This is a genomic window from Zarconia navalis LEGE 11467, from assembly GCF_015207075.1.
GTDB lineage: Bacteria > Cyanobacteriota > Cyanobacteriia > Cyanobacteriales > Geitlerinemataceae > Zarconia > Zarconia navalis.
Map to the genome: position 1 here is coordinate 1 of NZ_JADEXN010000052.1, position 14835 is coordinate 14835.

Sequence of the window (14835 nt, forward strand, 5' to 3'; positions counted from 1 at the left end):
TCAGCGCCGAGCCGAAGAAATGGAGCAAGCCAAAGAAGACTTGCAGCGCCAGGTGATCCGACTCCTCGATGATGTGGAAGGTGCGGCGCGAGGAGACTTAACCGTAACCGCCGAGGTGACCGCCGACGTGTTGGGTGCGGTGGCAGACTCGTTCAACCTGACCATTCAAAATCTGCGAGAAATCGTGCAGCAGGTGAAGCAAGCGGCCCGTCAGGTGAGCAAAGGGGCAACCGATAGCGAATCTTTTGCTCGTTCCCTGGCGTCAGATGCCCTACGTCAAGCCGAAGAACTCGCCGCCACCCTCAACTCGGTTCAAGTCATGACCACCTCCATTCTCCAAGTGGCTAAAAGTGCCCGAGAAGCAGAAGAAGTGGCGCGCTCCGCATCGGCAACAGCGCTCAAAGGGGGTGAGGCGGTGGAACGCACCGTGGCGAGTATCTTAGAGATTCGCGAAACAGTAGCAGAAACAACAAGAAAAGTCAAGCGACTCGCCGAATCTTCTCAAGAAATTTCCAAGATCGTGGTCGCCATCAGCGCCATCGCCTCGAGAACGAACCTGCTGGCGCTCAATGCCAGTATTGAGGCTGCCCGAGCTGGGGAAGCCGGTCGCGGCTTTGCTATCGTTGCCGATGAAGTCCGACAGCTGGCCGATCGCTCCGCTAAAGCCCTCAAAGAAATCGAACAAATCGTGATGCAAATTCAGAGCGAAACCGGCGGGGTGATGATGGCCATGGAAGAAGGAACCCAGCAGGTGATCGAAGGGACGCGCCTGGCAGAACAAGCCAAACGATCGCTCGAAGATATCATTCAAGTGTCCAACAGAATCGACGTGTTGGTGCGATCGATTACCGCCGACACCGTCGAGCAAACCGAAACCTCCCGCGCCGTTGCCCAGGTGATGCAGGCGGTGGAATTAACCGCCCAAGAAACCTCCCAGGAAGCGCACCGCGTATCTGGAGCGCTGCAAAACCTCGTCGGGGTTGCCCGCGACCTGTTAACCTCCGTGGAGCGCTTCCGCGTTGAGGCAGCAGAACGTTAAATCGGGTTCGATCGGCAAACCAGTCAGATCTATACTTGAAGCCATAAGACACCGATCTGCCCCACCCAATCGGTCGAGCGTCGTTCATTATTGTTTCCAATTTATCAATCGGAACTCCTATGCTGCCAGAACAACAACGAATCCTGGGCTATTTCATCGAAGAAGCTGGGGATCATCTCAACACCATCGAGCAGGGGCTGTTGAACCTACAAGCCACCATCGAAGATACCGAGATGCTCAACGAGGTATTTCGTGCGGCTCACTCTGTCAAAGGTGGGGCGGCTATGCTCGGTTTGAGCAGCATCCAACAAATCTCTCACCGCCTCGAAGACGGCTTTAAAATTCTCAAAGAAACACCCGTTCGAGTCGATCGGGAACTCGAGTCTTTGTTGCTGCGAATCTTCGATGCCCTGCAAGAACTACTCGATCGACTGCAAAGTCCAGGGGGACTCACCGATGCGGCAGCCGAACAAACCATGGCCGGAGTCGAACCGGTTTTCGGGCAGCTCAATCGCCATTTAGAACTGCTCGTGGACGGACAAGTTGAGGAAACGGACGATCGGTCTGGCTTGCAACCGATTACCAATCTGCCTATCACCACAAAACCCAGTTTTGGTTCCTTCGATCGCGACGATGACGAAGAAAGTGCGGCCATACAGCTGATCTTCCAAAGTGACGTGCTCGCCCGACTGCGAGAAATGCTGCAACTGTTCAAGCAACCCGACAGCCCCCAAACCCGAGAACAACTCGTACAAATCTGTCGCCTGTTAGCTAGAGCTGGAGAGCAATTCGATCTCGTTCCTTGGGATCGACTTCTTAAAGCAGTGGAACAGGCGATCGCCAACCCCAATAATACATTTTCCACCCTCGCCTCAATTTCCATTAAAGAAATCAAACAAGCGCAAGAACTCGTTCTAGCAAACCGAAGCGACGAGATCGCCATCGGTCAGACTCTTGAGGAACTCTTACCCACGGTCGGCGAACCCGAACTCGAGCCGGATTTAGATGTGGAGGATCTGCTCGACATTCCCTCAGAACATGCAGACAATGTATCCGAACCCGAGCTTAATTTCGAGATCGAACCCGAGCTCGATTTTGGAGATTTGCTCGACATTCCCTCAGAACATACAGACAATGCATCCGAACCCGAGCTCGATTTTGGAGATTTGCTCGAAATCCCCCCAGACCCAGCCGAATCCGAGCCAGAATCCGAACTTTGGGAAGAGCTTAACAACTCGAGCGACGACCGGGTCAGCTTGCTTGACATCGATCCACCCGTCTCTAGCACGACGTCCAAATCCCACCATCCCAGAGGACCGGCGGTGGGCCAGGAGGAACTTAATACCTTAGCCGATCTATTTGAAGATGAAGCCCCCGAACTCGAAGTTTGGGAAGACGTTCCAGATATCATCAGCGGATTCGAGCTGAGTCCCCCGAGCGATGACCGAGATAGTGACATTTCCGACAGCGACTTTGCCGAATTTCTCCTCGATGATGGAGATTTACAGCCCAGCCAACCCTCACGAAGCTCCTTGGAAGATGACTTCGATCTGTTCGGTTACGACTTCGATGGGGAAGATGCGGGGAGTGCCCTCGAAGAATTCGAGACACCCGATTCCAAATTAGAACAACCATCGACCCCACCAGAATCCGAATCTTTGGTCGATCTCTTGGAAAATTTGGAAGACGACGGAGAAGCGGATCTATTTTCCGCTCAACCTCCATCATCTGCGGGCGATCGCCCGACCGATGACGAGCAGCCCTCCGACAGCGCGAGCGAGTGGGACGGACTTTGGGATGAAGAGGAATTGACAACTTCAAGTTCTCCCATTCAGGAAGCGAAATCCTCAGAAGACAAAATGAATGTGGATGAGTTTGATAATTTCTTCAACTTCGACTCCTCAGACCCCACTCCAAGCTCTTCGCAGACCCATGACGATTTATCCTTTGACGATCTATTTTCCGCTGATGAGCCTCCAGAAGTTTCGCATTCCCCAACAACCGAGCTAGAAGACTTATCCACCGACTGGTTCGATGAAGAAACCCAAAGCGAGCCATCGAATAGCGATGATGAAGACCCCTTGGACTTTTTCGATGGCTTCGATTTAGATGTATCCGATGCAGACGACTTACAAGATTTATCTGCTGAAGGACAAGCCTTAGAAGAGCTATTTAGCGATACCGAGTCAGATTCTCCATCAGAACCCTTCACCTTGGCAACCGACGCACAATCGGTATCCGATCGCTCCGAATTCTTTGGACGCGAACTACCCGCGAAACCCAACCCAGACACAACTGATGAAACCCTAGATTTCGATTTCGAGTCTGACGATCCCAGCTCGGACAGTTCGTTCGAGTCCTTTGACGACTTGTTGGGAGAAGTCTCGGAGGATCTCGATGTCTCCGAACTCTTTGACTCGGATCTATCCGTCGAGCTAGCCCAAGAAGAATCTTTAGACTTCGATGGGCTACTTGAAGAAGAGGCAGGGGAAGACCCAGCTCTCGGCGAGCCAGAGGAACCCGAAACCCCAGCGGAGCTAGTCCCCCTAGAGTTACTGCTGTCTCTCGAGCCAGAGCTGTCTGGTCCATCCGTTTTTTCCAACCTCGAAGCCTATCTAGATCGACCCTCAGCAGCTCCGGCAACATTCACGAAAAGCCCAGCTCCCTCCGCCCCCGTTGCCCAAAAAACTGAGAGCAAGAGCGATTTTGACGATCTCGAAAAATTACTCGAGGAAACGGACAAAACTGGCGGCATGACCGGACCGACAAAAGCTCGGGGAGGCGGCGAGGCGCGCGGTCGCACCCGTCGTCGGGGATCCGGTTTCGAGCAAACCATGCGGGTTCCGATCAAACAGCTCGATAATCTCAGTAACTTGGTGGGAGAACTCGTCGTCAGCCGCAATAGCTTGGAACAAGACCAAGAAAGGCTTCGGCAATTTCTCGATAGCCTGCTCCACCAAGTACAACAACTTAGCGATGTGGGTCAGCGAATGCAGGATCTCTACGAGCGTACTCTGCTAGAGATGGCATTGCTAGCGAGCCGACAAAATCGGGTGAAAGCCGCTCAAAATATAAATGCGTCCCACAACGATTCGCAAGGCGATGCGGGCGAATTTGAGGCTTTGGAGATGGATCGCTTTACCGACTTCCACACCCAAGCCCAAGAAATTATCGAACTGATCGTCCGGGTGCGCGAGTCGGCATCCGATATTGAATTTTTGGTGGCGGAGAACGACCAAATTACTCGTCAATTGCGCCAAACTACATCCCAATTACAAGAAGGGTTGACCCGATCTCGCATGGTTCCCTTTTCCCAAACAGCCGATCGCCTGCCACGGGGGGTTCGAGATAATGCGATTAAATTTGGAAAACAAGTGGAGTTGCAGATTGAAGGTCGCTATACCCTCATCGATAAGATGATTTTGGAGCACCTTCACGATCCCCTGACTCACTTAGTCAACAATGCGATCGCCCACGGGATCGAACCACCCGATACTCGCAGTATCAGCAGTAAAACCCCAACAGGTCGAATTACCGTCAGTGCGTTTCACCAAGGGAACCAAACCATTATTTCCGTGGCTGATGATGGGGCGGGGATCGATGCCCAAACCGTGAAGCAGAAGGCTTTGCAGAAGGCACTGATTACGCCAGAACAAGCCGAGAAGATGACGGATCTCGACGTTTACGATTTGCTATTTTTGCCAGGATTTAGTACCCGCGACAAAGCCGATGACTTAGCCGGTCGAGGTGTGGGGATGGATGTGGTCAATACCAAACTCACGGAAATTCGGGGGACGGTGAATACCGATTCGACCCTCGGTCGGGGGACAACATTTACAATCCGTCTTCCTTTAACCCTGAGTATTTCCAAAGCTCTGTGTTGCATCAGCGATCGGGCGAGTATCGCCTTCCCCATGGATGGGGTTGCCGAGGTGCTCGATACCTTCCCCCAAAGCCGTCTGAGCGAAGATGAAAAAGGTCAGCGGTGCGTGCCCTGGCGAGACCAGATGGTTCCGTTCCAGCCCTTGCAGGAGCTGTTTAACTACAATCGCCATATCGGTCGATCTCGCTATAGCGGCACCACATCCACAGATGACGATACGATCGCCGTGGTGATCGTGCGATCGGGTACAACCTATCTAGCCGTTGAAGTCGATCAGGTGATGGGCGAACAAGAAATCGTGATCAAGCAGCTCGAAGGTCCGGTTCCCAAACCCATGGGGATTGCCGGGGCAACGGTGATGGGGGATGGACGGATCGTTCCCATTGCCGATGTCCTCGAACTGATCGATTTGTCCATGGGTCGCGTCCGACGGGAAGCCAATGTTTCTCTGTGGGATAATGGGGCTGCACCGGTCAAACCCGTTCGCGAGAAAACCGAACCCACAGTGCTGATTATCGACGACTCGATTACGGTGCGCGAACTGCTTTCGATGACCTTCAAGAAAGCCGGGTATCGGGTCGAACAGGCACGGGACGGTCAAGAAGCCTGGGATAAACTGCGATCGGGCATTCCCTGCGAGTTGGTGTTCTGCGATATGGAAATGCCCCGCATGAACGGGATGGAATTACTCTCGCGGATGAATAAAGACAGTCACTTAAGCCAATTGCCGATCGCGATGCTCACCTCTCGAACGGCCGAGAAACACAAGCAAATGGCGATCGAGTTGGGGGCAAGGGGCTACTTTACCAAACCTTATTTGGAAGAAGTACTGCTTGACGCGGCTCAACGGATGCTCAAGGGTGAAGTGTTGGTGACGCTGAAATCGAAAACGTAGGATTGAGGGGGAGACCCCCCCCATCCGGGTTTTCGACGGACGATGGGAAGATTGACAAAGCCTACCCCACCTTAAGTTGACACCAATGACGATCGAGAGAATCAGTTTCTCTCAATGCCAGTTACTTCAAACGGCGACGGGCGACAATAATAAAGGCGACTGTCCCGAGTGCGCCGAGGATGCCAACGCCGGGTTCGGGAATTGCCAGGGGATTGGTTAAATTCTCATCGCCGTCTTCCACTGATCGATCGAATCGATCGCCTTCGGCTTCGGCTTGTTTGAGGGCTTCTCGCTGTTCGTCGTTCACCAAAACGATCGCCGAGGAGTAGGGACTGACGATTTTATAGGTTTTGGCGATCGCGTGGACGGCATCCAACTGCGCTACATCAGTTTCATCCATCTGACGACTCAATCCTCGGATAAGCTGTCGCGCTGCGAGAGGGGCGAACTCATCCTCCGTTGCCACAGTTGTTTCTGGCGTTGCCGTTTTTGGGGTGGCATCTTCGAGTGTTGCTTGAGAAGATGGTTTCTGAGTTTGTTTTTCCATCGACCAAATATAACCATCGGCAACACTCACCACCGATTCATCCATGGCTGCTAGAGTCGCCTGTTGCTGCAATGCTTCGGGGATACTGGTTGCCACACCGCCGCCATCTTTTTGAATTGCCGCCAAGGTGCGATCGTCGTAAGCAGCGGATAACCCACCCAGATGCACCATCCAGAGGGGGGCAGAAATTTCTGCCACATCTTCGTTATCTTTGGTCAACTCGTAACTTCCCTCATCCGTCACCATCAAAATGCCGTCGTAAGCCACGTCTTCAGATAAGGCGGCAAACTGCTGTAACATTTGCTGGGGTTGCAACGTACCGTAGAAGGTCAGCTTCTGCACGTCAAACTGGCGGATATCGTTGATGCGTTGGGGTTGGGCCCCGGCAGAAGCAGTGACGTACAAATCAGCATCATTGTTGTCGAAGCGGTTATCGGCAAAGCCGTTTTGCTTCAACCAGTCGAGGGTGTCTTTCACCTGCGGTTGATGACTCGTCATGCTGCGGGAACTGTCGAGAACCACAGCGAATCGCTTGCCGGAGGGGAAAGCGTAATCTGCATCGGAGACGGGAATAGCCGATACTGTGTATCCTGACGATAGCTGAACTTGGTGGGCGGTTGGCGAGGGTTGTCCCTCTGCTGTAATAAAGGCAGGAAGCCAATCCTCAGCATTCCCGGCGATCGCTTTGCCGTTTTGGATGCGCTGGGTATCTTTCGTCCAGAAAGCATTGCGTTTCTCGGCCAGTTGCGGCATCGCCCAACCTTCTTCCTGGCGCATCACTTTATAGGTCAGCCACAGATGCATGTGAGTCGGGCGATCTGCGGGTTGAGTTTCCCAAGAACGAAGCTGCGCGGGTATCGGGAAAGCGCGGAGGCGGTAGTTGTGGGGGCCTACTTGCTCCAAGAGTGCCGGATCGATGGGCCGCGCCCGCTGCACTTGGGAATTATACACTTTCTGTGCCGCCCCCCGAGGGGAAATTTGGAAGACATATCGATTATCGCGATCGGCCGTATCTCCCAACCAAACTCCCGTAATTGTCGCACTGTCTGGTAAGGAAAAATAGTAGAAAATCTCTTCAACTTGAGTGGTTTGATTTTCGTAGACTTCATACAGTTCGACTTCGGCCCAATCGCCTTCGGGTTTGACAGAAATTTCCTGGGATTGTATCCAAACTTTCTCCGCGTCGATATTGAGAACCCCGGCTTTGGCTTGGTCTACGTTAAACGTTGATTGCAAAGCGTGCTGAATGGATTTTCGTTCGGCTTTTTGCAGGGGAATATCGAAGAATTCAGCGTATAGTTGTTTGGCTTTATTCATGGTCGGACGAATTTCCGTTTCTCCAGAGACATTGGCACCGAGAGGAACGGAGATCGGTCGATCGTCATATAGAAATGCCGACATCAACAGATTGTACGTATTCTGCAACGGCCAGGTAATCGATTCGGGTAAATTGAATGCATCCTGATATAGATAGTGAATCAGATCGTGCCGTTCGTAGGTGGAAAGGTATCGATAGGGTGCTAAGTAGGCATTCATCAGTCCTTCGCGAATGGTATCGGATTGGGCTAAAAGCTCTTGCCGTTCCGCATCGCTTTGAGGTAGCGTTGCTAGCTTTTTAAATACCTCAATTTGTGGCTGCTTGGTACAAGAGACAAAGAGAATGCTCCAGGCAACTAAAACGGATATTGCAACTTGAATGGCTCTATTTTTACCGTATTGGGCGGCAAACGCTCTGCCTATTTTTAGCCCGGAATAAACGTAAAAGCTTGCTAGCGCCGAGGGCATAGCAATAAACAGAGTCGAACTCAAGGCAAATAGTATTGAAAATAGTAGGCTTTGAACGTAAACCCACGGATTGCCAAAAGACCAAAACAGTGGTCGAATCCAATCGAAGCTAAAGAATGCTTCGAGGCAATAGGCTGCTACGGGAATGGCATAGAATAAAATAACTGCACCTACCCAAATTCCCGCAACAGAAACGAGGGTATGAATCCCCATTTGCAGCCAAGATAAAACTCGATTTCGACTGGCATATCCAAAAAAGAGTTCGAGACAAAAGGCAATTCCACAAACCAGTGCGGTTCCGAGTACCAACGTGCTGCCGAGTGTGAGTTCTCGAAACACAAATAAGCGCAGCAGCAACAAGCAAACTAACGGAGCTTCAACACCGTAAAAGAGGCGCATCAATTCGATGGGTTGCTTGCGCAGGCGAACGGCTCCGGCGATCGTACAGAGGGTGGGAACGAGAACCAACGCCACCATCGTCACGAGAAACTCGGTCTCGATTTCACCAGCCATCACAGCCTCGACTAAATCGCGACCGATATCCGGTAGAATACCCACATAAACTAGAGCTAAAAAGGTAAGATTCCACCCCCAAAAAATAAGCTGATAAAATCGATTCAGCCATTTATTTTTAGGAATCGCTAAGTTTAGTCTTTTAAGTCGTTTCATCATATTGAATTTAGTCGAGAGAGTCTGTCAGAAGTGGGTCGTACTTCTGTCTTAACACTGGCAGGCTATCAATTCTGCGAGATCGCTTTGGGTACGATTTCTTGTGTGTAGGGTAGACTTCCCGTTGCTAAGCAATATTTTGGGAAATTAGATCGATATTTTAATAAAAGTTCACAAACTAAAAGAGGGTAGAAACGCCTTGCATTCCTACCCCGAAGTTCGATCGAAGCCTTAAAGATTATCGAATGGCATCAATTGTCTCGTCATTGACGCAGTTGAGCGCCCGCAGAGTTGCTGCTGCCGCGTAGTTGCGCAGTGCGGGGGTATCGGGTGCGAAACGATTACCCGTTTCATTCAGGGAAGAGGCAACACCACAGTAACCCGACATTTGATCGACTAGAGTATCCGCCCAATGACCGGTAGTATCGGCGAAGTTTTGCGGAAGTTGCTTCTCGTCGAGTGTTGGGGTCAACCCTTGAATCGACTTGCCATATTCCGAAGCGCGACGCAACACCGCCATCATTTCGGCGCGAGTCACGGTTTGAGCGGGACGGAACGTGCCATCGGGATAACCGCTGACGATGTTATTATCCCGCGCCCACTGAATTTTCGCCGCACTCCAGCGAGAGGCGTTCACGTCAGCATAGGGACGAGCCGAGGCGTTGGTGGGAACGTTGATATTCGCGCCGGGAACGGTTTTGAGACCTTCTAGCACCATCGAGACCAGTTGCTCGCGAGTGAGGGCCGTGCGGGGACGGAAGGTATTGTCTTCGGAGAATCCGGCGATAAATCCAATTTTCACCGCTTCTTCGATATCGCTGGCGTAGATATCGCCGCGAATGTCGGGGAAAGAGATAACCGGATCGGGATCGATGGGATGAGGAGGCTTGATGGGATCGGGATCGATGGGGGCTGCTCCCGTGATTTGAGCTAAAGTCAGGTCGTTAGTCAGGTAGACGTGACCGAGGGTGCGACCCTGATAGTTCCGCTTGGCAAACCGCCATCCGGAATTGAGGACGATTTTGGTAAAGCCTGAATTTTCACCGTAGGCTCTGCCGATTTCTAAAGACGGATTGCTACGGCGATCGGGCACGCCCATCAGCAGCATATCACCATCTTCTTTCACGATTTTGAGGCGATACTGCAAACCTAAATCCTCACCACCCGCACGAATGGAATAGCCATTACTATCGGTGCTGCGTCCGCAAATGCCGGAAAAGTTGAAGTTCAGCAGTAGGGGATCGACAAGGGTGGGGCGAGACCCACTTTCGCTCCAGCAGTCGCGGCTGTTGGAGATTTGTTCTACAATCAGCAGTTGGTGGTTGCCCGTTTGACCTACCGGCGAGGCGACCGCGATGAAGTCATCTTGGCGAACTTCCGTCTGGTCGAAGAGACTCGCTGCTGCAGGAGCCATTGCGCCAAATGAGGCAACTAGAGTTGTGGCGAGGGCGGTGAGTTTGAGTTTGAGAGAAGATTTCATGGTGTCAGTTTGCGGAGTCGATGTCGGTGTTCTCGATATATTCATTGTGGTCGATAACAGTTAAAATCTAGAAAGTAAAGTGCCTAGTTTGTCAACTGTCCACTAGTGTCTGTGACAGTTGAGTGAGTGGTCGATCGATGTTTTCCCATGAGATAATTTTCTCATTCAACCGGGACGCGCGATCGAGCGATCGATACCCCAAAATAAAGTAAAGACTCCAGAGACTCGGAAGATCGGTCCCATTTTAGATTTTCGGCTTTCCCTGTTGACTCCACCCCCCACACCAAACACTCCGAACTCTTCCCCATGTCTAATACTTCAATGCAGATTACCGTCAAACTTTTCGCCGCGTATCAGGAAGCTTACGACAAGGCAGAAGTGGTGTGGGAATTTCCGGCGGGAACGACGGCAAAGGAAATACTCGTTCGATGTTTGGAAGAACACCCAAAACTCGAACAGTGGCGAGAGTTAACGCGATTTGGGGTCAACCTGCAATTTGTCGAACCGGATACAGTGCTGCGCGATGGAGATGAGGTTGTTTTGATTCCCCCCGTCAGTGGCGGTGTGGGAGGCGATAGCGATAGTCAGGAGTCTTAGGAACTTTTGTGGGTGAGTGTCGGGGGATATGGGAACGCCGACCGTTGGCAGCAGGGGGAGCAGGGGGAGAAAATGCACACCCAGTATTTCTAGTACTCTGCCACATTAATTCTGACAGACGTTTCGTAGTAGGGGTAGTGCCCCTGTGCGCGTCCCCTCCGGTAGGGGCAACCACGGGGGGATTCCCTCCACTACGTTCCGCCCCTACTCATCAAAATCTCTGTAGTGGAGTACTAGTGCAGCGCGGCACAAATAATTACCTAGCTCTCAACCCGTGAAAGCTATGTAGAATCAGCATTTTTAATTTTTAATTTTGCATTTTTAATTCCGCGTAGCGGCACTAGTGTCTGCGCCCAAACTGATAAGAAACGGAGGCAGGATTTGTATCTTTGGGTTTATAAACTCAAGAGCAAAACTCTTTTGAAAGTAAACTTTCGTTTCTTAGGCTTGCTTTAATTCTCTAAAGTCTTTAAATTAGAAATTGAAGCAAGTAAAGCTTCCCTGACAGATACCAAGCGATTTCTTGGAATCACTAAATACAGGAGGTTTATCTAACTGTTTAATTTATATCTGTCTCGTTCACCAGTTATAGCAACACTCACCCGAACGCTAATATTTCCTCATTCTTAGAGAACGTGGGAGCAAGGCACCGAAATTTTATTAATACTATTTTTTCGTGCAACTCTATTTAAAATCGCGTATTTAGAGGAAATACCTTAGCTAGTACTGCCGGAGTGTTGCTATTACTAATTTAAGGGGTTATTTGTTTTTCTGCGCTTCAAGTTTTGCGAACAATATCCTTTTTATAGAAACACTTTCATCAACCTCAAAAAGTTAAAAGGGCGAAATGTAAAAGGCGATCGGCATCAAAATAACGCCCGACTCTACACATGACTTGTGAATGACAGGACTGGGCGATTCGGTGCAAAGGTTAAATTTCGATCGGCAGAACGAATCGCACATTCTCTCCCCATCTCCCCCGGTCGCGCTCGCTTGTCGAAGTGCCCCCTCCATCCGACTAAGCCCCCATTCCCGAATATTGCTTGAGTCCTTGCCGCCACAACCAGCGATTCAAGACCCAGAAAATAGCCATCCAAGCTAAAATAACGACTAACCCGCGCCCGACATTAACGGGTAAACCGACTAGTATCGAAGCGGGAAAATAGACAAAGTAAGGAAATGGCGTCCACATCACCACTTCACGGACGGCATCGGGAAACATTTCCAAAGGTGCGACTAAGCCCGACAAAAAGAAATAGGGCAAAAGCCACAATTGCTCGACGGCTGATGCACGTTCGATCCAAAAGGTCAACAGTGCAAAGGTATATTGCACCAGAAACCGAAAGAGAAACACCAGCGGCACGATCGCCATCGCGCATAATGTATTCTCCACTGTCGGGAACCACAGAGACTCGGGATAGAGGGTGAAAAATAACAAAACCAGCCCGAAAATAAACGGTAACCGCGCCACTCGTTCGGAGGCATGACCGGCCAGGTGGTGAAATCCGGGGTCGATGGGTTGTAGCAGTCTTGGGGAGAGTTTTCCTTCCACCACCTCTTTCTCGAAATCCCAAATCACCCAAACGACGTTGAATTGCCGGACGATAAATGCGGCGAGAAAATAGCGGGCAAATTCGACGGGAGAGAGTCCAAACTGTCCGGTTGCTGACGCTTTCATCCAAATCCCCATCAAAATAAACGGTAGGGAACCCGACAGTACCCAGAAAAACAACTCCGCCCGGTATTCGAGTACGTAGGCATAGTAGGTGGAAAGGAGGGTGACGATCGTTTTGAGGGTGCGCTGCATGGTGGATGGGGAGGGGGAGAGAGCTGACAAGGGTAGGTTTCTAATTTTCGGATGGATTTGAGCTGAAAGAGCTAGCGTTGCAAAACCCTTGAATTTTCGTTGACCTGACGACCTGAATTGCCCGGTTGTCAAAAACTGATACCTGTCAGGAGGAGGAGAAGGGTAGAAGGGGATAAGGGGAAACGAGTAGAACGAGCAATTGCTTGGGCGCAGCGATCGGGAAGGCGCGCCCAAAATTTATCTTAGCCGATCGCCCAGTGATGTCTGAAAGTGACTGGTATCGCATAAATTGCACGAATTGCACGAATTGTCTGAATTTTTGAAATTGAGCGGGTTGCACGATCGAACGTCACCCTTCAAAATAAGGAGCGACCCAATTGCAGACAGCCTAGAAAGCCAAATTTCAGATCGCCGTATTTCAGGGTGCAGTTGCACAAATGGCATACTGACATCGATGATTCTCGCTCTGACAGGCCCGAGGTTAAAAGCCTTGATTCGAGAGGTTTGTGAGCGATCGCCCGCTCGATCGAGTTTGAGTCTGGCTTGGTAGACGATCGAGTAAGTTCGACGGTTTCCCTTTTTTTCACCGATCCCTGCCGACACAATGAACCTAGACCAACGCAAACCAGCCCTCTCCGTTCCAAAAACTCATGATGAACTCCTCAGTCCGCATTCTCGTTACCGCCTTGGGTGTCACCTTTATCTCTACTGTTCGCGCTTTGAGTCCGCTACCGGGAACTCTGTTGGCGAACGCCCATCACAACCCTGTCGATCCCCTAGATGCCGGAGAGACCGAAATTGCCTCGGTCAGTATCGAAACGATCGTGTCTCAAAACGGTAATTCTGACGATAATAATTCCCAACCTCCTGGCAGTTCTCGCCGTTAATCGCCTATGTCTGTGTATTGTCCGAATACAGGACATTTCATGAAGCGGATTTGGTCTGACGACCCCGGCGGGACGGGGTTACAGCGCTTCGTCATCAGTTTATCCATTCGATCGAGCGAGCACTTTCGGGCAACTGAGCCTCTCTTTGACCGAGTTCGCGCGCCCGCGCCGTGAGGATACCCAGCGGCCCGCCCAATAACTCGGCGCCACTTCCCCGACCGGCGATCGCTTTGAGGGTATTTTTCGGGACTTCTTTCACCAGCCATTGTGCCAGTCGGTAAGCATATTCTCTCGGGGTCTTCTCGGGCATCAAATCGACACCGTGAAGTTGGTGCAAGTATCGATTCGATTCCCCATAGCGCCGCCATTGGCTTCGCAACTGTTTGAGGGTTGCCCGATGGCGGTGTCGCACCACGGCATCTTCGGCAAATTTCAGTTGCCAGTTCGTTTGTTTGAGGATGCGCCAGCACAAATCCGCATCGCCTCCCGTGGTCAGGTAGGGTCGAAATAACCCCACTTCCAGAAATGCCTGTCGGCGAACGGCGAGGTTTGCCGTTTGACCGTAGGGACAGAAGCCATGATTGAGAGTATGTTTTTGAGATAGGGTATCTTGTCGTTCGGCGTGGCATTCGAGGAGAGTATGCGCTGGGAAAGCTTTAATTTCGCCGACGACTAAACCGATCTCGCGATCGGTGAAGGGGGAAATTAGGGCTTCTAGCCAATGAGGTTGGGGGCGACAGTCGGCATCGGTAAACACCAGTAAATCGGCTGTTGCCGCCCGAATTCCTGCATTTCGGGCCGCGTAGGAACTTTGGATTTGGGCTTCGCTAACTGGATGCAGGGCGATCGAACTTTCTCGGGTTGCCGCGTGCAAAATCTCCATCGTCCGATCGCTGCTGTTGTTGTCTACAATCAGATATTCGACGCATTGGGCAGGATAGGTTTGCGATCGCAGACAATCGAGTAATTCCGGCAAATCGGTCTGACCGTTATAAACGGGCACGATGACAGAAACATTGGGGTGCATAGGTTCTGGGCAGTTCTCGATCGAGCCATACCCGAAGGTTCGGGTATGGATTCAGTCTAGCACCGCGATCGAGTTCGGGATTGCTCGAAGATGGTGAAGGAGCGCGATCGCCCGAATGTAGAGTGTTCGTATGGAGTGGTTATTTTGGGGTATTGATAGCGGTTTGCACCAACATAGAACCCTCCTGTAGGGGTAGTGCCCCCGTGCCTACCCCGTTCC

General features: G+C 51.3%; 8 protein-coding genes. 4 read left to right on the forward strand and 4 right to left on the reverse strand.

Translation table 11 applies throughout. The features are described 5' to 3' along the window. Both IQ235_RS04575 and IQ235_RS04580 read left to right on the forward strand, forming a co-directional pair. On the forward strand, positions 1 to 1039 hold a 1039-nt coding region (locus tag IQ235_RS04575; RefSeq protein ID WP_264320315.1), incomplete at its 5' end, for a methyl-accepting chemotaxis protein. Between the two features lie 119 nt (positions 1040 to 1158). Further along, on the forward strand, positions 1159 to 5817 hold the full coding sequence (locus tag IQ235_RS04580) for a response regulator (protein ID WP_264320316.1): 4659 nt from the start codon (positions 1159 to 1161) through the stop codon (positions 5815 to 5817). 121 nt (positions 5818 to 5938) lie between these two features. Here IQ235_RS04580 and IQ235_RS04585 read toward each other — a convergent pair whose 3' ends face one another. Beyond that, positions 5939 to 8821 (reverse strand): TIGR02921 family PEP-CTERM protein, encoded by a 2883-nt coding sequence (locus IQ235_RS04585; RefSeq protein ID WP_319592545.1) that lies wholly within the window; start codon positions 8819 to 8821, stop codon positions 5939 to 5941. A gap of 235 nt (positions 8822 to 9056) precedes the next feature. Then, on the reverse strand, positions 9057 to 10298 hold the full coding sequence (locus tag IQ235_RS04590; protein ID WP_264320317.1) for a DUF3747 domain-containing protein: 1242 nt from the start codon (positions 10296 to 10298) through the stop codon (positions 9057 to 9059). A gap of 306 nt (positions 10299 to 10604) precedes the next feature. On the opposite strand from IQ235_RS04590, the gene IQ235_RS04595 reads away from it, so the two are divergent. After that, the gene (locus tag IQ235_RS04595; RefSeq protein WP_264320318.1) at positions 10605 to 10895 is read left to right on the forward strand and encodes a MoaD/ThiS family protein; all 291 of its coding nucleotides are present in this window, start codon (positions 10605 to 10607) and stop codon (positions 10893 to 10895) included. 1018 nt (positions 10896 to 11913) lie between these two features. Here IQ235_RS04595 and IQ235_RS04600 read toward each other — a convergent pair. Further along, the gene (locus IQ235_RS04600; protein ID WP_264320322.1) at positions 11914 to 12702 is read right to left on the reverse strand and encodes an ABC transporter permease; all 789 of its coding nucleotides are present in this window, start codon (positions 12700 to 12702) and stop codon (positions 11914 to 11916) included. A gap of 650 nt (positions 12703 to 13352) precedes the next feature. Between IQ235_RS04600 and IQ235_RS04605 the strand changes: the two genes are divergently transcribed. Further along, positions 13353 to 13589 (forward strand): hypothetical protein, encoded by a 237-nt coding sequence (locus IQ235_RS04605; protein ID WP_264320319.1) that lies wholly within the window; start codon positions 13353 to 13355, stop codon positions 13587 to 13589. 94 nt (positions 13590 to 13683) lie between these two features. On the opposite strand, the gene IQ235_RS04610 is transcribed toward IQ235_RS04605, so the two are convergent. Beyond that, positions 13684 to 14637, reverse strand: coding sequence for a glycosyltransferase family 2 protein (locus tag IQ235_RS04610; RefSeq protein ID WP_502652481.1), 954 nt, complete (start codon positions 14635 to 14637; stop codon positions 13684 to 13686). Positions 14638 to 14835: the final 198 nt, after the last annotated feature.

Bases quoted from the DNA above. Each gene is read 5' to 3' on its own strand.
- IQ235_RS04580 (WP_264320316.1), top strand. From the start codon at position 1,159: ATGCTGCCAGAACAACAACGAATCCTGGGCTATTTCATCGAAGAAGCT.
- IQ235_RS04600 (WP_264320322.1), bottom strand. From the start codon at position 12,702: ATGCAGCGCACCCTCAAAACGATCGTCACCCTCCTTTCCACCTACTAT.
- IQ235_RS04590 (WP_264320317.1), bottom strand. From the start codon at position 10,298: ATGAAATCTTCTCTCAAACTCAAACTCACCGCCCTCGCCACAACTCTA.
- IQ235_RS04585 (WP_319592545.1), bottom strand. From the start codon at position 8,821: ATGATGAAACGACTTAAAAGACTAAACTTAGCGATTCCTAAAAATAAA.
- IQ235_RS04605 (WP_264320319.1), top strand. From the start codon at position 13,353: ATGATGAACTCCTCAGTCCGCATTCTCGTTACCGCCTTGGGTGTCACC.
- IQ235_RS04595 (WP_264320318.1), top strand. From the start codon at position 10,605: ATGTCTAATACTTCAATGCAGATTACCGTCAAACTTTTCGCCGCGTAT.